The following is a 22,392-nucleotide window of genomic DNA, read 5'->3' as shown; positions in this document are numbered from 1 at the left end:
AGTGACTCCGCGGAAATTTCCGTCCGGGCAAAACGTTTTGGAGAGAGCCCGATCAGGTTGTTTTGTGAAAATGTCCGATCTTATCAGTTCGGTTCGTATCCGGCGTACTCCATGAGCTGGCTGAAGATGTCCGAATCCATGACGGAGCGATACACGACTCCGGTAAGCATCCCGCCGGGATAGAACGTCCCATTCATGACGTGGTTGACCTTGTGGCAGTGCATGAGGTAGATGCCGGGGTCCGCGTCGGCCGTGAACTCGATCGTGTGCCGCTCGGCGGGGGCAATGTTCGTGACGTCGATGTCGTGTCGGGCTGCTTCCGGGACGACTCCACCGTCCTTTTCGACGCGCTGGAAGCGGTGGTTGTGGATGTGCATCGGGTGGGACATGTACCCGCCGTTGACGAGGTGAATTCTGACTAAATCTCCCTTATCGACGATGATCGGAGAGCCCTGTTCGGGATGGAGGGTTCGGGGTGCGCTCTTCCCGTTGACGGTGAAGACGTCCGGATTGCGCGAGGCCGTGTCGTACGTGAAGTCCGCTTCACCGGCCCACTTCTTCGGGACCCGCGAGTCCCAGTCTTTGATCGTCATGAAGTATTCCCGGTCCGCCGGTTCGTAGCCTTCGGGGTCGACCCGGAAGATCCCGTACATCCCCATATCGATGTGGCGGTGGGTCTGGAGGTGACAGTGGTACAAGTGCGTCCCCGGAACGTTCGCCGGGATCTCGTACGTGTGTTTCTCGCCTGCCGGGACTTGGATGCCGGTCGACGTCGGAACGCCGTCATTCTTCCACGTCTTCGTGACGCCGTGGAAGTGGATCGTGTGCGGCCGGCGTCCGTTCGTGTTGTCGAGCGTCACTTCCATGTCGTTACCTTCGGTCGTTCGGAGGATCGGGCCCGGAACGCTCGGGTCGTTGTCGTCGGCCTGCCACGCCCAGACGCGCGGGAACTCGACCGGGCCACCCATTGAATCGAGCGGGTGGACGGCGTGTCGCGCCGGCTGCGTCCCCATCGTTACGGAACCTCCCTGCTCGTCGACGTTGACCACCGTTGGAGGACTGGTGTAGGGAAGGTCAGACGACGTCTGTCCTTCGTTCGGGGCGTTCGCGGCCGCCGTCGGCGCGTTAATTGTTTTTGATGAACAGCCTGCCAACGCCGATACACCCGTCACGCCGGTTGCAGCGAGAAATTCCCGCCGGGACAGTCCAGTTCCAGGGGCACCGAAAGATCGGGTCATGGTCCATTTGGACGTTGTGCTGTCGCGATAAAGGGAGACTGCAGAATCTCTGTCTGTGAGAGGGCACGCTAACATGTTCGGTAACAGCCGGACGGATCCGGCAAGCAAACGCTTAGTTCTCCGTCACGAGAGCTAGTATCCGGGGTCAACGGGTAGCAAACAGTTACATTCCACCTGTGGCCGTCAAATATGCGCTCGTAAACTGTATCGCATTATACGCACCGTGAATCAGAGCCGGAACAACGAGGTTATCGGTGTACTCGTAGGTCGCACCGAGTACTAGAGCTAGCACGAATGCGATACCGACGTACACAAGCTTTCCTTCTCCACTCAACGAGAAGAGATGGATCGACGCGAAGAGGGCACTCGCAAGAACGATTGCACGGGTTGGATGTAGCGTTTCTCGAAGTGTTCCCTGAACCAGTCCTCGGTATAACAGCTCTTCGCCCGGACCGACTAGCAGAAACGATAGAGGGATGAGAATCAGAAACGCTGTCGGATTCTGCTGGCCAACTGTTACTACCTGGTTTTCCGCCGATTCCAGTCCGAGTGAGGAGATAACGCGTGATGCGACAATGAGCAATCCGAGAAGTGTACCTATTCCCCCGATGATTACAGCAATATCCCGCCTGTCCGGAATCGAAAGCGAAACGAATTCGAAGTCGAGATCGCGAAATCTGAGATAGAGGATTGAGAGCCCTCCGAATGTTACCCCCTGTAATAGGATCGTGCTCATTACGAGGCGCAACGATGGACGAGCGGTTACATCGACCCCGAATGCGCCCAGCAGTGCGGCAGCGATGGTGACAATTATCGACCCGATAACCGTTGAGCCGTACGTGAGCCCAACTGCACTCCCGACAGACTGAATCCGTGTCGTTGATTCTGTCATTTGAAAATACTGGTCACTGATCGATCTGTGAAAGCGATACGTCGAGTTCTGATACTGGGTTGTGCTTGTAAATTGGGTTTGATCATTGGTTGCGTGGTTTTGTCTTCGTTTGTCTCACAGATACAATTATACAGATAGCTCCTGCGGCTGTAATGAGCGTGAATGCCAGAAGTGAGAGATTCAGAATTGTCATCTTTTCTACAGGAACTGCTATTGTACAGCGGCACACGGTCCTTTGAGGGAGCAGGTGGTTGTCGCGCTTGCAACACTGTGTGATACGTTGCGATCACTCCACCCAGAACTGACAAGGGAATACTAGTCCGCCAAACAGTAGGGCGAGCTTCGATCGCTGCGACACCCATAACCATTACTAGTGGGTACATCAGAATTCGTTGGTACCAACAGAGGTCACACGGTACCAGTCCGAGGCTAAACCAGAGACTCCCAGCTGTTGCGATCCCGGCGATGAGGGTTGCACTACCCAATACGAGCCAGATCCGATCACGATCCATCTGCGAGTTGTTCGATAAGGGTACGAGTTCGTTGTTCGTCACTCAGCGGGTTGACTGTTTCACCATCGATCACAAGGGCGGGGGTTCCCGAAACGCCGGCGTCGGCTGCTGCCTGACTCGTCTCTCGAACCGGTGATTCGTAGGCTTGTTCCTGAATTTTTGTCCGGAGCTGTTCCGTCTCCGTTACTCCAGCCTCCTCAGCGAATGACACGAGTTTGTTAGTGGTTGCCCATTCCTCACCCTCCGGTGGTTGATTGGCGAAGACGTATTCGTGGTATCGCCAGTAGGTTTCAGGAGCTACATTCCAGACACCGAGACCACCTTGAGCGGCACGAGGGGCATCAGAGGCGAGGAATGGCTCACCGTCGATGTAGGCCAACGCACGGAATTGTAGGCTGATGTCTCCGGGCTCGACGTAGTCTGTGACTATATTGCCGAGAAAATCTGTGCTGAAGTCTGCACAGTACGGACATTTCCAGTTCCCATAGTAGGTCACCGTTGGTCGGTCGGCCGCTCCCGCTCTTGCGTATGTGGATGATGTGGGGTCGTCTGGGTCCGGCGCGTTAGCTACCGCATCATCAACAGCAGCATTTGTTGATTCATTATTTTCGCCACCGAGACATCCACTGAGCGCCAATACTCCACTTGTCGCGAGGAACTGACGTCTCGTTAACAGTCTATGTCCTCCACCAGATGATGTGAGCATAGTCGAGATGCGTTCGCTATCGGTCATGCTTCTCCCCATATTTTGGATTTATCGACTCGTGTGTCACGAAGATAGGTCGTAAGGACGGTCATGAGCAGGCTGAGGAGAATGAGAATAGCGACTCCGAGGTGCGTCGTGACTATTATTGGTTCGAGGTTCTCTGTGACAGTCAGTCGTCCGAGTACGACCTGAATTGGAAGCAAGATGAGTGCCGTTGTTGCGGACCACTTGACTAACGTATCGTCTGGGTAGAAAATCCACGCACCAACTGCTGTCCCCGCGATGAAGAGGCCAGCAGTCATCGCAAGTCCCCGGTGGGCCCATTCGGCGAATATCTGCAGGGCAGAGTACGGTGAATTTGCGATGATATCGGGTTGGAAGAAGGGTACCCAGGTACCGTAGCAGCTCGGCCAGTCGGGGCAAGAGAGTCCAGCACCGATTGCACTCGTATAGGCGCCGAGAAGCATCACGATGTACGTCAGAACCAGCGTCAGGCCGGCGATGTGCTCGAACTTAACTGGACCCTCTGAAATCGTCTTTCGAAGGTAGTTTGAGTTCGCTGAATTTTGGGCCATATCTCGATTGATGGGATGCCTCCCAATTACGATAAGGCTGTTAAAGGCATGATGACAAAGGTATAGGTCGGATTCCCCCTAAGTGGGATTCCGCCACTTGTTCATTGCGGAGCCACCCCTCCGAATTGTCAAGAAGACCCACGATTTGGAGGTGCAAACCTGTCCATAATATTATCATTATGTGTCAAAAACAAAGCAACGAACAGTCGTTAGATAGTCGCAAGCGGGTCTCGGAGTGTATCGAGAGCAATGTGTGTCCTGAGTGTCAAGGCCAAATCATTCAGAAGGGCAATGGAGGTGAATCGGCTTGTGAAGGTTGTGGGTTAATTTTCAAGGAAAGCCGAGTCGATCACGGCCCGGAATGGCGTGCGTTCACGTCGGAAGAACGTGATGAAAAGAGTCGTGTTGGTTCCCCGACGACGCATCTGATGCACGATAAGGGATTGAGTACTACCATTGGTTGGCGGGATAAGGATGCCTACGGACAAGCAGTTCCTGATCGCAAACGCGCTCAACTACAGCGCCTTCGGATGTGGGATGAGCGGTTTCGGGCGAAAGATTCCTATGAGCGAAATCTCAAACAAGCACTCGGTGAGATCAACCGCATGGCGTCTGCTCTCGGTCTTCCGAAATCAGTCCGAGAAACTGCCGGCATCCTGTATAAGCGTGCTGTAGAGAAGGACCTGCTACCTGGCCGATCGATTGAGGGGATGTCAACGGCTTCGTTGTATGCGGCTGCTCGACAGCATGGGACGCCACGTCCACTGACTGAATTCTCCGACGTAAGTCGTGTCAAAAAAATCAGAGTCCAGCGAGCATACCGATATCTCTCCCGTGAACTCGGGTTGGAGATCGAGCCGCAAAATCCGACTCAATATCTTCCACAATTCGCGTCATCGCTTGATGTGAGCGATGAAGCAGAACGACGTTCTAGAGAACTTCTTGAGGTGGCAACAGATAATGGTGTCCACAGTGGGAAAAACCCGGCAGGATTGGCGGCCGCCGCGCTGTATGCTGCGACCCATCTCACGAACGAACAGCTCACACAGGAGACTGTAAGTGAAATCGCCCACGTCAGCCAAGTAACGATCCAAAACCGATATCAGGAACTTCTCGAGGTGTATGAGAAGCATGCCTGAATGGGTGGGTCTGTTCGGACAGCAAACAGCTCTTCATTCACTCACAGCCGTAATTCTAATATGAGCAAATTTCAGATAGAGACCAAGATTGATCGAGATACAACAGTTAGTAGCCAGCCACCTTCTTACGTAATAGATATTGTTAATTCAGTTGACAAACATTTGATTGCTGTCGAACAAACATGTACCCACTTTCATAATGACGAGTTCATCAGTTCGCTCGGGCGAGGCTTCTCCGAAATCATTGAAGAAACGGCACAACGATCCGAAACTCAGTATAGGTTATAACACCCCGCTATTAGTATCACTATGTCGACTCTCATCTCGCGATTCTTTCGACAACTTACCTGTTATGAGCTGGATATCGCAACCGGTCTTAGATCCGAACCATCAGGAGCATTCCCGAAGAACAATTGGACCCCATATTCCGCCCAACATATTTAATAGAACAATGCGAGACAATTCAGCGTCATCTGAGGACACACCGGCGTTACAAGATGTCCTCGATGCGTTGGACGATCCTGAGTGTCGATCCATTCTCCGCGAAACCATTGAACCTATGACTGCAAACGAATTGAGCGATGTCTGTGACATCCCCAAGTCGACGTTGTATCGCAAATTAGAACTTCTCAGCTCCGCTGCTCTCGTACGAAAGTGGGATACGATCAATCCCGGTGGCGGACGTGTCACTCACTACGAGCGGTCATTCAATGACGTAATGATTTCCCTGGATGACACGGGTGAGTTTTCGGTGAATATCGAGCGGCTATCACAGTCTACCGACGAGCGACTTGCTGACATCTGGACAATGATGGGGGACGAAATATGAAGGAAGTTGTACCCGCAATTGCGATAGTTAAGTTTGTAATCCTGATTCTCGGGGGTGGAATTACTTATATCGCGTTCAAAGCTTATCGGCGAACTGGTGAGAATTCTCTCCGCGTTCTGGGTATCGGATTTGGTGTCCTCACGCTCGGAGCACTGTTGACAGGTGTAGCTAATCAGTTCTTCTCTGTCTCATTGGCATATGTTGTCCTCATAAATAGTATGTTCGTCGCTTTCGCACTCGCGATTATTATGTATTCTTTGTATATTCAGAAATAGCTCTGATCTTGCCGAGAGCGAATGTACGGTCGAGAAAGCAGTCACGGCGGGTGAATCACCTTCCAGCCCTGAAGCGAGTGGGCGACAATCTCGTCGGCGGAGCGGTCGTCACAAACGGGGCTGCTGTGTTCACGGTGAGTGACAGTGTATCCAGCAGAGTTGACGGCTCATCACGTGGGTCTGAGGTCACCAGAGCGGAGACCACGGCATCCAGCGATGGGTCGATCGATCCGGGTCGTCCGGTCTTTCAGTCGTCGTGGGCGGAGCGGTATTGCTGGCGGCTGGTCGCTCGTGATGGGGGCTGGCGTCTCGATCGCCGTCCTGACGGCGTTGTCAGTGTCTTGATCGGGTGTCCATGGGTACTCGAGTTCGCGACACCATTCTCCGTCGCAACGAGTATCGAGGAAACAGTGATCCGCGGTATCATCGTGTTCGACGAAATCGTCTTCGAGTGTCTCCGAAACGGCGACGTTGTCGTCGGCGAATCACAATTGGGTAGAGATGACACGCTCACGCAGCTGAGCAACCGTGATACGAAGATCATCGTTCTGATCGGCGATGACGAGGATGCCACTGGCTTTCTTGACATCTACCTGCCGTCGACAACGTGCTTGAAGGAGTTCCGCCTACGGTAAATACGACCGTCGCGGTAGCAAAAGCAACCAGACATAGGCTGGTGATTGCAACTAGTTCTACGGAGGTATACCTGCCCAACACGCGATTCTGTGAAGCTAGTCGTGTAGTGGGCAGATATGAGGTCGGCCTATAGAGGGTCGAAGCGGGTTGGAGATGCTCCATCGAGGATTTGAACCTCGGTCCTCGGCGTGAGATACCGAGATGATTGGCCGAGCTACACCAACGGAGCATATTGATCTCACTGGCGAATCCAGTTAAGCCTAATCACTTTACGAAACAGAATTCGACATCCGTAGACGACTCATGGTGTCTACATAACGAGTCCGTGGTCACTCCGACTTTGCGAGTTCGGTACGTCAAATGAGGTCGGTGTCCTACGTATTGGGTATCCTCCTTTGCCTCTTACGCTCTTCGGAAGTAGATTGTTGGTCAGGTAGAGCTGTCGCTGTGGAAGCGTAGCGGGCAAGGGTGACGCGAACGCGTCACCCGAACGCAATGTTCCCATTTGAATTGCTGAGTTCAGAGGCGAGCGCCGCGAGGGCCTCTGTTGCCCCCGCTGCCGGTCTGAGTCAGTGATCAAACACGGCAGCTATCGAGAGTATCAACGGTATCTCTGTAAGGATTGCGACCGCACGTTCAACGACAAGACTGGCACGATCTTCGCGCACGCGAAGATCGGCCTCGACAAGCTCTTGTTCGCGTTCTACTCGTTCCTCCGATTCAACACGAGTATCCGCCAGTTAGATGCTGAAATTGACGTTTCGTATCGTTCACTTCGCCGGCGCGTCGAGCAGTTCGCCAGAACGCTCGACGCGCCAGACATCTCTCTCGTTGGCCCGGTCGAGATTGACGAGTTCTACGTCTCTTCCGGCTTGAAAGGCCGCGAGCGCGACCGCTGGTCGCGCTCTCGCGGCCTCTCTCGACGCGGACGCGGAACGTATGATCAAGACAAACCACCCGTGTTCGTCCTCGTGGATCGCGGCAGCGGTCAGCGATACGTCATTCCGGCGAAATCCGCCGACGAAGCGACGGTGCGACTCCTTCTCGGCAACCACGAGAAGGAGTCGCTGACCGTGTATACTGACGGATTTCGGGCCTACGATCCACTCGACGATGACGAGAACTTCCACCGAGAAGCAGTAATTCACGATGACGGCGAGTACGCTGATGGAGACGCGCACGTGAACACGTGCGAGAGCCACGCGTCGCTGGCGCGACGGTGGCTCTCGCCGCATCGAGGCGTCTCAAAGGACAAACTGACAGCGTATCTCAGACCGCTCCAGCTTCGGCGACGAATCCTCCATAAACCGGGTCGAGAGGCACTGAAAGAGATTGTCCAAGCAGTTCTCTGACTCACCAACAATCTACGTCACAAGAGCGTAGTGCCATTCTCACTACTGCTCGTTGGTCCTGGCGAAGAATTCTTATTCCGAGGGCTTATCCAGGGAACACTACGACAAACCTTCCGGCCAGGGAGTGCAGTCGTTATTGCGAGTGCGATCTTCGCTGTGAGTCACACGACAGCTCTCAGTGGTGATGGCCAACTCACCTACATGGCCGTCGTGTTCGTTCTCGCACTCGTCCTCGGCGCCACCTACGAATATGCGGAGAACCTCGTAACCCCAGCTGTGATCCATGGTGTGTATAATGCCGTATTGCTCTCCGCCCTCTACTTGCAGGTAACGTGAAGTGCTCAGAGAAACCGTGAGTCCCACGCCGTCATCGCTTACTGATGCTCTGGCACCTGTGCATATTCGTTCGATTCACTAGCCATGTCGATAGTCGCGTGGTCAACGTCGAATTCGTCGTGAAGAACGTCGACAGCCTGTGTTTTGAGTTTCTCCCGCTCCTCGAGTGACTGGACATCGTCTTTCAGATGCATCGACGCGACGCGGATCGTACTCGATAACTGCCAAACGTGTACATCATCGACTGCCACGACGCCCTCGAGTTGTTTTAACCGGGTTTCGACTTCGTCGACGGAAACCGGACTCCGCTGGAAGAATATTTTGCCGCTCTCACGGAGTAGTTTCACAGCCGACCAGATAATGATGACCGCGATCAACACTGCCGTGATTGGGTCAGCGAGTGTCGATCCAGTGAACTCAACAACGAGCATCGAAACGATGACAGCGACGGACGCGCCGGTATCCCCGATAAGATGGTAGTACGCACCCTTCTCGTTGAGGTTCATTTCGCCGCCCTGTAAGTAGTACACGGACGCGAAGTTCACGACCAGTCCGCCCGTAGCGAGTCCTGCTGTCATCAACGGATCGATCTCGACGGGTTTGAGGAATCGCTGATAGGACTCCCAGACGAGGTATCCCACCATCGGAACGAGGAGGACACCGTTCAGAAACGCAGTGAACGGCTCGACACGGTCCAGTCCGTATGACCAGTACTCGCCTGGTTCAGTACGTCGTGAGACGTAGGCGGCACCGAAGGCGAGAACGTACGCGAGCGCGTCGAACAGCATGTGGAAGGCGTCGCCGATCAGGGCTACGGAACCGAAGAGGAGACCACCAGCAAGTTCGATCACGAAGCCGACGAGGTTGATCAGGGCGACCACGCCCAATTTCCGGATGCTCCGTTCGCCACTATCATGGCCGTGTCCGCTGTCGTGGCTCTGAGTAGTTCCCAAACGAAATCACCTACATTGTGATTCTTAATCTAGTAGATTAAACACACAGGTTTGGGTTCTGCCGTACGAAGGAAACACTCCAGTGCATCATCTGTAGAAGGAGAAGAGCCTGGAGGACGGATATGAAAGACTAGATCCTTGGACAGAGAACACCTCGTCACAGTAACTATTCCGTTATCAACCTGGATTTCGTACGTCAACGGAGGATTACCCTGATATCTTAATAATTCTATCCGTTGTGGCTCTCCGCTAACTCGATGTGACCTGCCGATTGTGGACCGTGTTGAGTGTTGATGAATCACCGAACGCTACGTCAATTATTACCCGATCTCATCCCATCGACGGACAAGTGCGATCCCGAAGATGAAGACGATCGCCCCCACACCGAGCTGTCGCCCGACCGTGCCGAACTCCACGTTCTGGAGCGCGACAAACCCTCTGATAGCCATGATCGCCGTCACCAGACAGACGAGCACAAGAACGACACGCCGGGTATCCATACGGCGGCGTTATCGGTCGACATAATAAACGGTTCGCCGCTTCCCGGCGAGAAGGAGGTGCGGATATGTTTAACATGATATGTTCTTTAGAATCGGCTGTTAGCCACTCCTTCAGCCATGGTCGATCCACTTATCGCTAGCCGGCTCCAGTTCGCCCTCACCACAATCGTCCATATCATCTTTCCGGTGATGAGCATGGGGTTAGCCCCGTTTCTTATCTATTTTACATGGAAGGACATTCGAACTGGCGAGCCGGTGTACGAACAGTTGCGTCGCTTCTGGACCAAGATCTTCGCCATCTCCTTTGTTGTCGGCACCGTTACTGGAATCGTCCTCGAATTCGAGTTCGGGACGAACTTCGCGGCGTTTTCGATTGCCGCCGGCGAACTGTTTGGTGGCCCGCTAGCCGTTGAGGGGATGATGGCGTTCATGCTAGAGGCGACGTTCCTCGGGATCTTCGTTTTCGGCCGTGAGCGCGTCGATGACACGCTCTACTTCATTTCAAGCGTCGCTGTCGGTCTTGGCACGTGGCTCTCAGCCGTGTGGATTCTCATCGCGAACTCATGGATGCAAACCCCGCGTGGCTATGAACTAGTCACCGAGGGCGGCCAGACGGTCGTTAAGCTCGTCGATCCGCTTGCAGCGTATTTTAACCCCCGATTCGGCTACATGTTTGTCCACATGCAGAACGCGGCCGTCGAATCGGTCGCGCTCTTCATGGCCGGCATCGCCGCCTACTACGTGTTCAAACACCACGTTCGTGGGATCGATGTCGACAACGTGAATTTCTGGGAGATGACCCTGAAGATCGCCCTCGTCGCTCTGCTGATCACGGCCCCGTTTCAAGTCTATCAGGGCGACATGTACGCCCGCTCGGTCGCCGAAACCCAACCGCAGAAGTTTGCCGCAATGGAGGCCGTCTGGGAGACCGACTCCTACGTGCCTGAGTATCTTATCGCCGTCCCGACGAACCTCGATTCGATCACCGACCCACGGGCGAAGGAACTGTTCGGCATCGGGATACCCGGTGGCGCGTCGTGGCTCGCCAGCGGGGGTGATCCGACCGCCGAGATACGTGGATTGAACACCTTTGAGAGCCAGGCGCCGCCGGTCGCCATCGTCTTCTGGGCTTTCCGTGCGATGGTCGGTCTGGGATTTTGGTTCATCCTGTTATCGTTCTGGGGTGGCTACCGATGGTACAAGGGCCAGCTACTGAATGATGGTCTGTTACACAAGGCACTGATGGGCTCGTCACTGCTGGGCATCCTCGCGGTCGAACTCGGCTGGATCGTCACCGAGGTCGGCAGACAGCCGTGGGTCATTCAGGATGTGATGAAGACCAGTGAAGCGGTCTCACCCGGGTTAACGGGAACTGAAGCGACGATCTCACTCGTTGGCTTCGCCGTGGTGTACCTTGCGTTGCTCGGGCTGTATACCTACGTTATCACTCGGGTCATCCGCAACGGCCCGCCCGGTCGCGAACAGCTTCGCGAGCGTCCCGACCGCACACCTATGCTAGACACGTCGGCCGCGGGAGGTACCGACGATGACTGACGTGCCGACGGTCATGGGGAGGTCGACGCAGATTGATACTGCTAGCGGACAGCCGAGAGGTATCATCAATGATTAGCGTCGAGTCGCTCAGTGCTGGACCGCTGTTCGGCCTCCCGCTCTCTGAGATGTGGTTCGGTCTCATCTTCACGCTGCTAGCGACGTTCCTGTTTCTCGATGGGTTCGATTTCGGGGCAGGGGCGATTTACGGTCTGCTCAACACCGACCGGGAACATGAGGCTGTCCTCGCTGCCGTCGGTCCGTTCTGGGACGGCAACGAGGTCTGGCTGGTCGTCTTTGGCGGCACACTCTTTGCCGCCTTTCCCGCGGCCTACGCGAACCTGTTCAGCCGGCACTACCTGCTGATGTTCGGGATTTTGGGTGCGCTCATCCTTCGTGGGCTGGCGCCTGAGATGTACGAACAGCGTCATGACGAGCGCTGGCAGCGGGCGTGGAGTGTCGCCTTCGTTGCTGGGAGCGTCCTCGCGCCGTTCCTGCTCGGTGTCTTCGCCGGCAACTGGCTCGTCGGCAACGAGAGCTCCGTCTCGCTCATCGGCGTCGTCGTCGGCTTCACGCTGACGCTGCTGACGGTCGTCTCCGGGGCGGCGTTCCTCCGGCTGAAAGCGCCACTCGATCTGCCCGAGCGGGTGTCGACGTACGGTCAGTTCGCGGTCGTCGGCTACTTGGTGGCGGTGGTGGCAACGCTAGCGATCCTCGCCGTGCGACTGCCCAGTGGGCTGTTGACACTGCTACATCCGGCCATCGTCGTGTTAGTGGTGACTTCGATCGGCCTCACCGCGGGATACATCGTCGCCATGCGGCGCGGTGAGAGTCTACTGGCACTCGGGGCGGCAGCGGTCCTCACGTACGGGCTGATCGCCGTTGTGGGGATTATTATGTATCCTGCCATCGACCCAGCAACTGGAGCAACGATCAGCGAAACCATTGTCTCGACGCTCCCGCTGAATCTGATGTCAATAGCCGCCGCACTGTTGTTGCCGCTGGTGGCAAGCTACTTTGTCGTGCTCTACTCGGCGTTCAGTGGTCCCATATCCCCCGAGGAGGCTTACTGACAGTGGTCGACGCCAACGTTCCTGACGACGGGGAAGGGCTCACCGTCGCGTCGGACGAGCAATCGATTGATGCCGACCGAACGTGGCTATTGTCGCGCATTCTGCTGACGTGGGCTGAGCTCATCGTTGTTGGACTCGGTGGCGCGGCCCTCGGTGGAACGGTTTCCGGACCACCCGGATTGATCGTCTATCTGGGAACCGTCCTCGCCTCGGTCAGCGTGCTCCTGTACAACGTCGATCAGATGATACAGCAGCGGCTCACGCTTGTCAAAACGAACTAAGAGAAATGTGTCGGAAGGGCGTTACTCCGGGTTGGATCCCGATGGCGATAGATTGCCGATCAATCCTTGTTCTCGGAGCCCGATGCCGAGGAGGACAACCGCATTCGGCAGAAACAGGAGTGCACCGAGTGCCGCCACCGTGTCTTCGGTCTGGACGCCGTAGGTAACGGCGAGCCCAGCGATGACGAACCCCGAGACGCCGAGGAAGTACATCCGATACTCATAGACCCTCGCAAGCGCCTGTTTGAGTAACGTCATGGTTATATTCCTGTATATGAATTCAGATCATATATACAAACGGATCTCTGACGTCGATCTCATTTTCTCCCAGAAGCAGAGTCCGTAATTAGGAACGATGGGAACTACCGATAGTGGATGAGCATATATCAGATAGACTACTGTTAGTGTAGGCACCAATGAGTAGGTTCGAATCAAGTCTCCGAGTGCGTCCCTTGGCTGGCTGTAAATCATCCGCTTTTATTATTCTACACTACAGAATTTAATAAGAATTGTTAATATTGGGGGGTATTATAGCAGCCAGGTTAATAAGTTTGAGAGCATTCGTTTCACATAATGACATCACCACCAGAAGAAGGTGGTCACGACCACGAACACGACCATGACACTAACGGACAGGACACTGATAGCGTATCCTCGACCTCGTCAAATCGGGACGATGTTGCCCAGTTCTCGGTGCCCGAGATGGATTGCCCATCTTGTGCGGGGAAGGTGAAAAATAGTGTCAGAAAACTTGATGGTATTACCACTGTTGACCCACAGGTGACGACTGGAACACTCTCTGTTTCTTATGAGAGAAGCCAAACATCTCCGGACGAAATCGCCGACCGCGTCAAAAAAGCGGGCTATACGGTTGAGTACCAGGGCGAGACAACCGCGGCGTTCACTGTCCCCGAAATGGACTGTCCATCCTGTGCGGGAAAAATTGAGAACGCCCTTGATGATCTCCCGGGGCTCTCGAGTTACGAGACACAACCGACTACTGGGAAAGTAGTGACGACCTACGATGACGACTCCACTTCGCCATCGAAGATCACTGATGCGATCGAGAGTGCTGGCTACGAAGTGACCGACTCGACTGCGAACGACGCAAACACTGCCGAGAGTTCGACCGACGAACGGGAGAACGTTTGGACAAGTTCGCGGGCGATAAAAACGTGGATTAGCGGGGGGCTCGTCGCACTTGGGCTCCTCTTTGAGTTCTTCCTTACGGGCCAGAACGTCCTTGTGGCCGAGCTCGTCGGGCGCGAGTTACTTGTCGCCGACATCCTGTTCCTCGGCGCGGTTGGGATCGCTGGCCAGATCATTTTCCGCAACGGCTACTACTCTGCGTTGAACCGGAATCTCGACATCGACCTGTTGATGAGTATTGCCATCAGCGGCGCCATCATCGCCAGCCTCGTCTTCGGGGAAGCGCTCTACTTTGAGGCCGCCACACTCACGTTCCTGTTCAGTATTGCAGAGCTGCTTGAACGCTATTCGATGGATTGCGCCCGGAACTCACTCCAAGAGTTGATGGATCTATCGCCGGACGAGGCGACCGTAAAACGCGATGGCGAAGAGGTAACCGTTCCTGTCGATAACGTGGCTGTCGGCGATGTCGTCGTCGTGCGTCCGGGTGAAAAAATCCCGATGGACGGCGAGGTTCTTGACGGAGAGAGTGCTGTCAACCAGGCCCCCATCACAGGCGAGAGCGTGCCAGTGGACAAGACACCGGGTGACGAGGTGTACGCTGGCACAATCAACGAACAGGGCTATCTCGAAATCGAGGTCACCTCCGAAGCGGGCGATAACACACTCTCGCGCATCGTCCAGATGGTCGAAGACGCACAGTCCAACAAAACCGAACGCGAGCAGTTCGTCGAGCGGTTCTCATCATACTACACCCCCGTCGTCGTCGGCTTTGCGGTCCTGGTTGCAGTTGTCCCGCCGCTCCTATTCGGGGCATCGTGGCCGACGTTCATCGTCTACGGCCTCACGCTGCTTGTGCTTGCATGTCCCTGTGCGTTCGTTATTTCCACACCCGTCTCGGTGGTGTCGGGGATCACCAGCGCCGCGAAGAATGGTGTCCTCATCAAGGGCGGCAACCATCTCGAGGCGATGGGCGCGGTGGACGCCATTGCAATGGACAAGACCGGCACGATCACCAAAGGCGAACTCACCGTCACCGACGTCGTCCCGTTGAACGACAACAGTGAGGACGATGTTCTCCGCTGTGCCCGCGGGCTGGAATCACGGTCGGAACACCCCATCGGCGATGCAATCATCGAATTCGCCGAGGAGAGTGATATCGGAGCGCCGACAGTCGATGATTTCGATAGTATCACCGGGAAAGGCGTCGAAGCCTCTCTCGACGGCAAGAAACACTACGCAGGGAAACCGGGATTCTTCGAGGAACTCGGGTTCAATCTCGAACACGTCCACGCGACGACCGACGGCGGTGTCGTCACGACGAAGAGTCAGCAGATGTGTGAGCGCAACAACTGTCTCGACCTTCTTGAGGGGACGGTCCCCGAACTCCAATCACAAGGGAAGACTGTCGTCTTAGTCGGGACTGAGGACGAGATTGAGGGCGTGATCGCCGTGGCCGACGAGATTCGACCCGGAGCGAAGGCAGCGATCCAGCGGCTCCACGATCTCGGCGTTGAGCACATCGTTATGCTTACCGGTGACAACGAACGTACGGCCCGGGCGATTGCCGAGGAGGTCGGCGTCGACGAGTTCCGCGCAGAACTCCTGCCCGACGAGAAGGTCGAGGCGATCAAAGAGCTCGACGAACAGTACGACGGGGTCGCTATGATCGGCGACGGCGTTAACGACGCACCCGCGCTTGCGACGGCGACCGTGGGTATTGCGATGGGTGCCGCTGGAACGGATACTGCTCTCGAAACAGCAGACATCGCACTGATGAGCGACGACCTATCGAAGCTACCGTACCTCTACGAACTCTCGCACGACGCGAACAGCGTCATCCGGCAGAACATCTGGACGAGTCTGGGTGCGAAAGGACTCCTCGCACTCGGTGTGCCCTTCGGACTCGTCCCGATCTGGGCAGCTGTCCTTATCGGCGATGCTGGTATGACTCTTGGTGTCACCGGCAACGCGATGCGGCTCTCCAGAATCAAGCCAGATTCGTTACTGAACGAGTAATTAGCTTTATTGGTTATTAACATTCACCAGTTGGGGGGATGAAGCGCAGGTTTGGCGTCGTCGAGCGGTAAGCAACCGAATATTCGTCGAGCTCTGCCGCCTCTGCCGCGGCAGCTATAGCCGTCTCCCTATCTCCGATCCCGTCAGCCAAGCTGTTCTCGACGGCGGCAGCACCAGAGTAGACCTTCGCGTTGCTCAGATCAGTTCGAGACAGTGAGAGCCGAGAGCCACGCTCTGCGTACACGCTATCGATGAACGAGCGCTTGAGCGTCTCTACTTAGGCCCGGATGTCGTCACTAGTGAGGCCACCGACTTTATCAGGACCGATCGCCATAGGCAAGGGTACTCCGTCAGGTTGGGGGACTAGCGCGCGTACGCCGACGCTCCCGACGAGGCTTCCAGGTGTCACGTAGATCTCGTCGCTCGGCAGCACCGTGTAGTAACCTCCCGAGGCTGCGATGCTGCGGACGCTGGTAATGACTGGCTTCACGCGGGCAAGTCGCTTGACCGCCCGGTACTGTGATTCGCTTGCCGCGACGGCCCACCGCCGCTGTTGATGGGCAACACGACTGGATCAATCGAGCTGTTCTGCCGGACTGTACGTAGTTCGTGAGTCACATCGTCCGCGGAATTGCCGCTGATCGGCCCTTCAATCGTTACCACTGCGACGGTCCCACGATCGTCGTCCTCAAACAACGCCAATGAGGCTGTCGGACCGACCGCAGCACCGATCAGAAGAGCGGCAACAATAATAACTGTGTACGAGGTCAACAGCGTCTCGACTCGTTGATCAATCGGATTCGCCACGAGTTTAGATATCGAGTCACACAAGTAAAAAAACCGTGGCAACTCCAGAAATATGGGATTTGATAGATTCTATGTACGTTGCACTAGGAGACTGGCGCAGGGTTAAGGATCGATGGTGCCGATCACAGATCTCCGGCTAACGTCCAATATTAATCCCGTAGACGGTGGCAATACTGAAAATAGTCTTCACATCGTTGGCAAGCAGGAAACGATTACGGCTGTGGTCACCGATAAGGTCGTGGCAGCAATGCGATCATACATCCCGGATCGTGGGTGATTGGGAGGATCTCAGTCACTTTTCGTCGCCGCTTCTGGCTGTTCGACCGCGGGCTCACGCGGGAGATCGAGAGTGGCTTGGAGGTCATGATCCTCACCTGTGAGCAAGTAGAGTATATCCTCTAGGATGGTCAACGGTTCCGGGAGCTCGCGGACGACGAGGTAGGTGATCGCCATGAGCGCGACGACCGCCCCGAGTTGGCTGATGATGCGGTCGGAGATCAGAAACGACATCCGATGAGGGTCGGTTTCGCCGAACACAAACAGGATCGCCTCCGAGAACCAGTCCATCAACTGATTGCCGGTGACGATCGAAATGAAGGCGGTTCGAAACACGTTGATGCTTCTGATTACCGTGTTGGCCTTGGGGCTCGGTTCGGGCACGCGGGACATGCTCCGCGTGACCTTTGATATTTAAGCAGAAGATCGGTGTTCAGTCGTTCGATTGTAATGAATCACTCTTCAGTTACGGCCAATATGACGATTGGTGCGACTCGATTGGCGTCGTTTGTATGCCAACCAGTACGAGATCAGAAGCGTCACGACGAGGATCACGAGCTTCGCTTGCAGATGAGTGCATACTTCCGGAGGAGGCGGCCGGCTCGAAGGACTGCACCGCCGGGCAGATTGCCGACCGATTCGTGGTATCGTTCGAGCGAGTGGAGGAGGCGTAGGATCCTTGTCTCGGCTGCGACATCAGTGACGGCGCTTTCGTCGTTCTGTTCGTATCGACTGGGATACAAACCGTTTAGGGACGGTAGGAAAAGTATCCGAGTAGGGATACCCATGTACACAGAGACGGTGGATCCTAAACCCGTCGGAGGTGTGTGGGTGACTGACACCGACGACGCAGACGAGCCCGTCACGAACGCTACCGGTGACGCCGGCTCGGATCCGCGATTGACGATCGTCGTCCCCGTCGAGCCGTTGCCGACCCTCCGTGCGACAGTCGTGCACATCGTGGAGGCTGTCGTCGAAGGAAGTGAAGCCGACGGCGACGTCCCCCGTCGCGCCCGTGAGGGCACGCCGCGTCCCTCGCTGGTTCTCTATCGGGTGCCGCCCGCGTTACTGGCGATGTTCCTCGTCGCGGTCGCGCTCGGCTTCGGCGGCTACGCGCTGTTCAAGTGGTTCGACCCGGTCCTCATGGAGGTGTTCGCATGACTGACGTACCCATAACCGATCTACGCCCCCTACTGGCCGTCCTCGTCTCGTTCGTCGCGGCGTTCTTCATCGCCGCGTCGCACCGCTCCCCGAACGTCCGCGAGGGGTGGACGATCGCGGCGGCGGTCACGAAGTTCGCGATCGTCGCCTCGATGCTGCCGGCGGTCCTCGACGGCGCGGTGTTCGAGTGGTCGCTCGGCGCGTTCCTGCCCGGCGGCATCGAGTTCGTCCTGCGCGCCGACGCGCTCGGGATGCTATTCGCGTTCCTCGCGAGCGGGCTGTGGATCGTCACCTCCTTCTACAGCATCGGCTACATGCGCGGGAACGACGAGGTGAACCAGACCCGGTACTTCGCCGCGTTCGCGGTGTCGCTGTCGGCGACGATGGGGATCGCGTTCGCGGGCAACCTCGTGACGATCTTCGTCTTCTACGAGCTCCTCTCGATCGCGACGTACCCGCTCGTCGCCCACGACGAGACCGACGAGGCCCGCGCGGCCGGCCGGAAGTACCTCGCGTACACGATGTTCGGCGGCGGCGTGCTCGTCCTCGCCGGGACCGCCCTCGTCTACCTCATCGCCGGCAACGTCTCGTTCACGGCCGGCGGCATCGAGGAACTGGCGAACGCCGACCCCGGCCTCGCGATGCTCGCCTTCTTCCTGCTCGCGATCGGGTTCGGCGTGAAGGCCGGGATCATGCCGCTCCACCAGTGGCTCCCCGAGGCGATGGTCGCACCGACGCCCGTTTCCGGGCTGCTGCATGCGGTCGCGGTCGTCAAGTCCGGGGCGTTCGGCGTCTCGCGGGTCGTCCTCGACGTGTTCGGCCCAGAACTCGTCTTCGACCTCTCGCTCCCGTTCGGCTTCTCGGCCGGACTCGTCCTCTCGACCATCGGAGCGATCACGCTGACGGCGGCCTCGATCATCGCCCTGCGGAAGGACCACCTGAAACAGCGGCTCGCCTACTCGACGGTGAGCCAGCTGAGCTACATCATCCTCGGACTCGGCCTGTACGGCTGGTACGGGCTCGTCGGCGCGCTGCTGCACATCCCGGCGCACGCGTTCATGAAGCTCACCCTGTTCTTCTGTGCCGGGAACCTCCACGTCTCGACGCACACCGATTACATCTCCGAGATGGCGGGGATCGGCAAGCGGATGCCCCTGACGATGGGGGCCTTTACGGTCGCCTCGCTCGGGATGGCCGGAATCCCGCTGCTGGCCGGGTTCGTCAGCAAGTACTACATGCTGATCGGCGGGATTCGGATGGGCGCTCGGCTGACCCCGGTCGCCTACTACCTCGTCGGCGCGCTGCTGCTCTCCGGCGTGCTCAACATCGCGTACTTCTGGCCGGTGATCTACACGGCCTTCTTCGAGGCGGAGGACGCCCACGACGCGAAGCCGCTCGTCGACTTCCGGATGGGCGGCGAGACGCGGTCGACGCTGCCGGCGACCGATGGGGGCCGTCCGAAGGATGCCGACGACGACGTTGACGCTTGTAACGACGACGACCCCGACGTCGACGAGGTCGTCGAGAGTGCCGAGGGCGACTCGGCAATCGATGCCGAGGGAGCGGAGTCCACGGGCGACGACGCCGATGTCCCGGACGACTCGGACATCCCCGACGCGGAGATGGACGACCTCCCGACCGACGAAGACGGCGTGGTATGCCCGGACTTCGACACGAGCGACCGGGACTTCTCCGAGCCCGCAGAGCGCGTCGACACCGGCGATTACGCGGTCGACCAGCGCCCCTCCGACGCCGACGTTCCGTTTGGCGTGGGGCGCGGCGACGGCGATGACGGAGGCGATGAGACAGGGCATGATGCCCACGACACGAGCCATGACGATCACGCAGACCACGACAACCACGGCCACGCGGGCGGGCCGCCCGCGAGCGACTGGGAGCACATCGCGGGGCTCGACGCCCTCTGCGGGGGCGAGTCCACGTGGTTCACACTCGGGCCGATCCTCACCGCGATGAGCCTCGCGGTGCTGCTCGGCGTGATACCCTACGAGATGGGCTTCCTGGAGCTGATCGAGCTCATCGTCGACACGCGACTCCCCGAGGGGATGATGCGGCCGTGAACCCGATTCTCACCTCGGTGCCTCCGTACGTGCTGCTCGCCTTCGCCGCCCTCGCCGTGCTCGCGCTCCCGCGCCGGTCCGGTCACGCAGTGGCCGCGCTGGCGACGGCGTTCACCTTCGCGCAGGCCGTCCTGCTCGGCGACGGCGGCGCGGGGACGTACCTCGCGACACAGTTCCTCGGCTTCGACGTGGTCTTCTTCAACGTCGATCAGTTCTCGCTTTTGATGGGGGTCGTCGTCGGCTTCCTCGCGACCGCGGCGGTGCTGTACGCGTACGGCACCGAGGCGCCCACGTGGGTGACTGCGTTCGCGCTCATCTACGTCGCCTCGACGATCGGGACGATCTACGCCGGCGACTGGCTCACCCTGATCTTCTTCTGGGAGCTGATGGCCGTCACCTCGACGCTGCTGGTGTGGCAGTACGGCGGGGAAGCGGTGCGGGCCGGCTACCGCTACGCGCTGTTCCACGGCATCGGCGGGACATTCTTCCTCGGCGCGGTCGTCGTCCACGGCGCGGCGATGCTCGGGAGCGTGCCGGCCGGCGAGATATTCCTGTTCTCGTCGACGACCGGGATCCACGCCTCCGCGACGCTACTCGCCGCGATCGGGATCGGCGTCAACTGCGGGTTCATCTTCCTGCACACGTGGCTGCCGGACACCTACCCGCGCCCGCACGTCGCGGCGTCGGTGTTCCTCTCGGTGTTCACGACGAAGACCGCGGTGTACGTGATGTACCGTGCGTTCCCGGAGGGCGGGATGTGGCTCGCGTATCTCGGCGGGTTCATGGCCGTCTACGGCGCGTTCTTCGCGCTGCTGCAGTACGATCCGCGTCGCCTGCTGTCGTACCACATCCAGGCGCAGGTCGGCTACATGCTCGCCGGACTCGGGCTCGCGACTGCTGTCGGCGAGTTCGCCGTCACCGGCGGGTTCGCGCACCTGTTCAACAACGTCCTCTACAAGAGCCTCCTGTTCATGGCAGTCGGTGTCGTCGTCTACCGTACCGGCGTCGAGGACATCAGGGACATGGGCGGACTCTGGCGGGAGATGCCGATCACCTTTCTCGTCTACCTCGTGGGTGCGGCCTCGATTACCGCCGTTCCGGGGTTCAACGGGTTCATTTCGAAGGGGATGGTGATCTCCTCCGCCCACGAGGTCCACAACTTCGAGCTGCTGTTCGGCCAAGGGCTGCTGTGGTGGCTGCTGATCCTCGGCGGCGTGGGGACGTTCATGTCGTTCATCAAGCTCGGCTACTATATGTTCTTTCACGGGTCGGCGACGCTATCGCCGAAAGACGCGACGCCGTTCCAGACGGCGGGGATGCTCCTGGCGGGCGGCGCCTGTGTCTTCTTCGGCACGCCGCTCACCTACGGTTACCTCGTCGAACTGATGCCGTTCACTGCCGCGGTCGCGCCGGAACTGCACCCGTACAGCGCGAGCCACCTGACGGAGAGCGCGGCGCTACTCGTGACCGGCTTCGTCGGCTTCTTCGCGCTGAAGCGCCCGCTCGGCTGGCTCGCCCACCATATGCGCGACGTCGACGCGGTGACGTACCCGGCCGCATTCTACCTGAGCCGGGGAACAGTCTGGGGCGTCACGGAGCTGTGGGCTGCCGTCGACCGCGTCGTGATGCGGCTGGTCGCCGGCGTCAAGCGGACCGCGACGCACCCGCGAGCGGCCGTCTCGGCGCTCGGCGCCGACGTCGAGATCCGGGCGGGCATCGGTCGGAGCGTCCTCTTCTTGACGCTCGCGGCTGGTGTCGCGCTGCTCGTGTTCCTGCTCGGGTAGCGAGAGAGTTGAGCCGCCGGTTCGTGCATCTCACTCGTCCTCTTCGACAATTCGCCGATCCTGTTCGCTGAGCGAGAGGAAGACGATCACGCTGATGAACGGAACCACGAATCCGAACATTTCGCCGCTCTCTGCGCTGGTGTAGCGCATGAACAAAACCGAGGTCATACTCACGCAGAAAACGCCGACGTAGACCAGCGAATTGGCATCGGTGGCGTCGTTGTCAGAGCACATACGTCCCGGAAATTCTCGTAGCTCGTCTTGTTCCGT

22 protein-coding genes, 1 tRNA gene and 2 pseudogenes are annotated in these 22,392 nt (G+C 57.7%); 13 read left to right on the top strand and 12 right to left on the bottom strand.

The genetic code is table 11. The features are described 5' to 3' along the window. Nucleotides 1-83: 83 nt before the first annotated feature. The 5 genes from FGM06_RS15820 to FGM06_RS15800 form a co-directional block, all read right to left on the bottom strand. Nucleotides 84-1,238 (bottom strand): multicopper oxidase domain-containing protein, encoded by a 1,155-nt coding sequence (locus tag FGM06_RS15820; RefSeq protein ID WP_058365064.1) that lies wholly within the window; start codon nucleotides 1,236-1,238, stop codon nucleotides 84-86. 163 nt (nucleotides 1,239-1,401) lie between these two features. Then, entirely contained in the window at nucleotides 1,402-1,974 is a 573-nt protein-coding gene (locus FGM06_RS15815) for a CPBP family intramembrane glutamic endopeptidase (RefSeq protein ID WP_206668691.1), read from the bottom strand. Nucleotides 1,975-2,126: 152 nt separating this feature from the next. After that, nucleotides 2,127-2,642 (bottom strand): disulfide bond formation protein B, encoded by a 516-nt coding sequence (locus FGM06_RS15810; protein ID WP_343771647.1) that lies wholly within the window; start codon nucleotides 2,640-2,642, stop codon nucleotides 2,127-2,129. Continuing rightward, complete coding sequence (locus FGM06_RS15805) at nucleotides 2,632-3,375, bottom strand: DsbA family protein (protein ID WP_206664949.1); 744 nt, start codon at nucleotides 3,373-3,375, stop codon at nucleotides 2,632-2,634. Before FGM06_RS15805 ends, FGM06_RS15810 begins: the two co-directional genes overlap by 11 nt. Continuing rightward, nucleotides 3,372-3,923, bottom strand: coding sequence for a COX15/CtaA family protein (locus tag FGM06_RS15800; RefSeq protein WP_080508279.1), 552 nt, complete (start codon nucleotides 3,921-3,923; stop codon nucleotides 3,372-3,374). Before FGM06_RS15800 ends, FGM06_RS15805 begins: the two co-directional genes overlap by 4 nt. Nucleotides 3,924-4,102: 179 nt before the next feature. Here FGM06_RS15800 and FGM06_RS15795 point away from each other — a divergent pair, with 179 nt between their 5' ends. From FGM06_RS15795 to FGM06_RS15780, 4 genes are all read left to right on the top strand, one after another. Next, nucleotides 4,103-5,062 carry a transcription initiation factor IIB gene (locus tag FGM06_RS15795; RefSeq protein WP_080508280.1) on the top strand — a complete coding sequence of 320 codons (960 nt, stop codon included), beginning with the start codon at nucleotides 4,103-4,105 and terminating at the stop codon, nucleotides 5,060-5,062. A 451-nt stretch (nucleotides 5,063-5,513) separates the two neighbouring features. Next, on the top strand, nucleotides 5,514-5,891 hold the full coding sequence (locus tag FGM06_RS15790) for a winged helix-turn-helix domain-containing protein (RefSeq protein ID WP_080508281.1): 378 nt from the start codon (nucleotides 5,514-5,516) through the stop codon (nucleotides 5,889-5,891). Next, nucleotides 5,888-6,166, top strand: a complete 279-nt coding sequence (locus tag FGM06_RS16320; RefSeq protein ID WP_080508282.1) for a DUF7521 family protein — start codon at nucleotides 5,888-5,890, stop codon at nucleotides 6,164-6,166. Before FGM06_RS15790 ends, FGM06_RS16320 begins: the two co-directional genes overlap by 4 nt. Nucleotides 6,167-6,243: 77 nt before the next feature. Next, nucleotides 6,244-6,801 (top strand): hypothetical protein, encoded by a 558-nt coding sequence (locus FGM06_RS15780; RefSeq protein ID WP_144800186.1) that lies wholly within the window; start codon nucleotides 6,244-6,246, stop codon nucleotides 6,799-6,801. Nucleotides 6,802-6,956: 155 nt separating this feature from the next. On the opposite strand, the gene FGM06_RS15775 is transcribed toward FGM06_RS15780, so the two are convergent. Then, nucleotides 6,957-7,031 (bottom strand) — tRNA-Glu (locus FGM06_RS15775). Nucleotides 7,032-7,297: 266 nt separating this feature from the next. On the opposite strand from FGM06_RS15775, the pseudogene FGM06_RS15770 reads away from it, so the two are divergent. Then, a pseudogene (locus FGM06_RS15770) lies at nucleotides 7,298-8,154 on the top strand (IS1595 family transposase). A gap of 30 nt (nucleotides 8,155-8,184) precedes the next feature. Next, the gene (locus tag FGM06_RS16465) at nucleotides 8,185-8,490 is read left to right on the top strand and encodes a CPBP family intramembrane glutamic endopeptidase (RefSeq protein WP_080508283.1); all 306 of its coding nucleotides are present in this window, start codon (nucleotides 8,185-8,187) and stop codon (nucleotides 8,488-8,490) included. 38 nt (nucleotides 8,491-8,528) lie between these two features. On the opposite strand, the gene FGM06_RS15760 is transcribed toward FGM06_RS16465, so the two are convergent. Both FGM06_RS15760 and FGM06_RS15755 read right to left on the bottom strand, forming a co-directional pair. Beyond that, complete coding sequence (locus tag FGM06_RS15760) at nucleotides 8,529-9,377, bottom strand: cation diffusion facilitator family transporter (RefSeq protein ID WP_280921423.1); 849 nt, start codon at nucleotides 9,375-9,377, stop codon at nucleotides 8,529-8,531. A gap of 386 nt (nucleotides 9,378-9,763) precedes the next feature. Further along, nucleotides 9,764-9,943, bottom strand: a complete 180-nt coding sequence (locus tag FGM06_RS15755; RefSeq protein ID WP_058365068.1) for a hypothetical protein — start codon at nucleotides 9,941-9,943, stop codon at nucleotides 9,764-9,766. Between the two features lie 117 nt (nucleotides 9,944-10,060). Here FGM06_RS15755 and FGM06_RS15750 point away from each other — a divergent pair, with 117 nt between their 5' ends. The 3 genes from FGM06_RS15750 (at nucleotide 10,061) to FGM06_RS15740 (ending at nucleotide 12,848) form a co-directional block, all read left to right on the top strand. Then, entirely contained in the window at nucleotides 10,061-11,497 is a 1,437-nt protein-coding gene (locus FGM06_RS15750; protein WP_144800185.1) for a cytochrome ubiquinol oxidase subunit I, read from the top strand. 68 nt (nucleotides 11,498-11,565) lie between these two features. Next, on the top strand, nucleotides 11,566-12,567 hold the full coding sequence (locus tag FGM06_RS15745; RefSeq protein WP_144800184.1) for a cytochrome d ubiquinol oxidase subunit II: 1,002 nt from the start codon (nucleotides 11,566-11,568) through the stop codon (nucleotides 12,565-12,567). 2 nt (nucleotides 12,568-12,569) lie between these two features. After that, entirely contained in the window at nucleotides 12,570-12,848 is a 279-nt protein-coding gene (locus tag FGM06_RS15740) for a hypothetical protein (RefSeq protein ID WP_241659219.1), read from the top strand. A gap of 21 nt (nucleotides 12,849-12,869) precedes the next feature. Here the strand turns inward: FGM06_RS15740 and FGM06_RS15735 are convergent, their stop codons facing one another. Beyond that, nucleotides 12,870-13,106 (bottom strand): hypothetical protein, encoded by a 237-nt coding sequence (locus FGM06_RS15735; RefSeq protein WP_058365397.1) that lies wholly within the window; start codon nucleotides 13,104-13,106, stop codon nucleotides 12,870-12,872. Between the two features lie 315 nt (nucleotides 13,107-13,421). Between FGM06_RS15735 and FGM06_RS15730 the strand changes: the two genes are divergently transcribed. Next, the gene (locus FGM06_RS15730) at nucleotides 13,422-16,016 is read left to right on the top strand and encodes a heavy metal translocating P-type ATPase (protein WP_144800183.1); all 2,595 of its coding nucleotides are present in this window, start codon (nucleotides 13,422-13,424) and stop codon (nucleotides 16,014-16,016) included. A gap of 16 nt (nucleotides 16,017-16,032) precedes the next feature. Here the strand turns inward: FGM06_RS15730 and FGM06_RS16460 are convergent. Both FGM06_RS16460 and artA read right to left on the bottom strand, forming a co-directional pair. Continuing rightward, nucleotides 16,033-16,506, bottom strand: a pseudogene (locus tag FGM06_RS16460) (S49 family peptidase). 605 nt (nucleotides 16,507-17,111) lie between these two features. Then, nucleotides 17,112-17,435: an archaeosortase A gene (gene artA / locus FGM06_RS15720; protein ID WP_241659218.1), complete on the bottom strand. Its 324-nt coding sequence runs from the start codon at nucleotides 17,433-17,435 to the stop codon at nucleotides 17,112-17,114. Nucleotides 17,436-17,930: 495 nt separating this feature from the next. On the opposite strand from artA, the gene FGM06_RS15715 reads away from it, so the two are divergent. The 3 genes from FGM06_RS15715 to FGM06_RS15705 are packed head-to-tail and all read left to right on the top strand — an operon-like array spanning nucleotide 17,931 to nucleotide 22,122. Next, nucleotides 17,931-18,260, top strand: a complete 330-nt coding sequence (locus FGM06_RS15715; protein WP_058365394.1) for a hypothetical protein — start codon at nucleotides 17,931-17,933, stop codon at nucleotides 18,258-18,260. Continuing rightward, on the top strand, nucleotides 18,257-20,338 hold the full coding sequence (locus FGM06_RS15710; protein WP_144800181.1) for a cation:proton antiporter: 2,082 nt from the start codon (nucleotides 18,257-18,259) through the stop codon (nucleotides 20,336-20,338). The genes FGM06_RS15715 and FGM06_RS15710 overlap by 4 nt, the downstream gene beginning before the upstream one ends. Further along, nucleotides 20,335-22,122 carry a Na(+)/H(+) antiporter subunit D gene (locus FGM06_RS15705; protein ID WP_058365967.1) on the top strand — a complete coding sequence of 596 codons (1,788 nt, stop codon included), beginning with the start codon at nucleotides 20,335-20,337 and terminating at the stop codon, nucleotides 22,120-22,122. Before FGM06_RS15710 ends, FGM06_RS15705 begins: the two co-directional genes overlap by 4 nt. Before the next feature lie 30 nt (nucleotides 22,123-22,152). On the opposite strand, the gene FGM06_RS15700 is transcribed toward FGM06_RS15705, so the two are convergent. Continuing rightward, on the bottom strand, nucleotides 22,153-22,356 hold the full coding sequence (locus FGM06_RS15700) for a hypothetical protein (protein ID WP_058365968.1): 204 nt from the start codon (nucleotides 22,354-22,356) through the stop codon (nucleotides 22,153-22,155). Between the last annotated feature and the right edge of the window lie 36 nt (nucleotides 22,357-22,392).

Source organism: Halorubrum depositum (assembly GCF_007671725.1).
Classification (GTDB): Archaea; Halobacteriota; Halobacteria; order Halobacteriales; family Haloferacaceae; genus Halorubrum; species Halorubrum depositum.
The sequence above is the reverse complement of the archived record's forward strand: the minus strand, read 5'-3'. Positions and strand labels throughout refer to the sequence as shown.

Coding starts and splice junctions, on each gene's coding strand:
- FGM06_RS15820 (WP_058365064.1), bottom strand. CDS start 1,238: ATGACCCGATCTTTCGGTGCCCCTGGAACTGGACTGTCCCGGCGGGAA.
- FGM06_RS15815 (WP_206668691.1), bottom strand. CDS start 1,974: ATGAGCACGATCCTATTACAGGGGGTAACATTCGGAGGGCTCTCAATC.
- FGM06_RS15810 (WP_343771647.1), bottom strand. CDS start 2,642: ATGGATCGTGATCGGATCTGGCTCGTATTGGGTAGTGCAACCCTCATC.
- FGM06_RS15805 (WP_206664949.1), bottom strand. CDS start 3,375: ATGACCGATAGCGAACGCATCTCGACTATGCTCACATCATCTGGTGGA.
- FGM06_RS15800 (WP_080508279.1), bottom strand. CDS start 3,923: ATGGCCCAAAATTCAGCGAACTCAAACTACCTTCGAAAGACGATTTCA.
- FGM06_RS15795 (WP_080508280.1), top strand. CDS start 4,103: ATGTGTCAAAAACAAAGCAACGAACAGTCGTTAGATAGTCGCAAGCGG.
- FGM06_RS15790 (WP_080508281.1), top strand. CDS start 5,514: ATGCGAGACAATTCAGCGTCATCTGAGGACACACCGGCGTTACAAGAT.
- FGM06_RS16320 (WP_080508282.1), top strand. CDS start 5,888: ATGAAGGAAGTTGTACCCGCAATTGCGATAGTTAAGTTTGTAATCCTG.
- FGM06_RS15755 (WP_058365068.1), bottom strand. CDS start 9,943: ATGGATACCCGGCGTGTCGTTCTTGTGCTCGTCTGTCTGGTGACGGCG.
- FGM06_RS15750 (WP_144800185.1), top strand. CDS start 10,061: ATGGTCGATCCACTTATCGCTAGCCGGCTCCAGTTCGCCCTCACCACA.
- FGM06_RS15745 (WP_144800184.1), top strand. CDS start 11,566: ATGATTAGCGTCGAGTCGCTCAGTGCTGGACCGCTGTTCGGCCTCCCG.
- FGM06_RS15735 (WP_058365397.1), bottom strand. CDS start 13,106: ATGACGTTACTCAAACAGGCGCTTGCGAGGGTCTATGAGTATCGGATG.
- FGM06_RS15730 (WP_144800183.1), top strand. CDS start 13,422: ATGACATCACCACCAGAAGAAGGTGGTCACGACCACGAACACGACCAT.
- FGM06_RS15710 (WP_144800181.1), top strand. CDS start 18,257: ATGACTGACGTACCCATAACCGATCTACGCCCCCTACTGGCCGTCCTC.
- FGM06_RS15700 (WP_058365968.1), bottom strand. CDS start 22,356: ATGTGCTCTGACAACGACGCCACCGATGCCAATTCGCTGGTCTACGTC.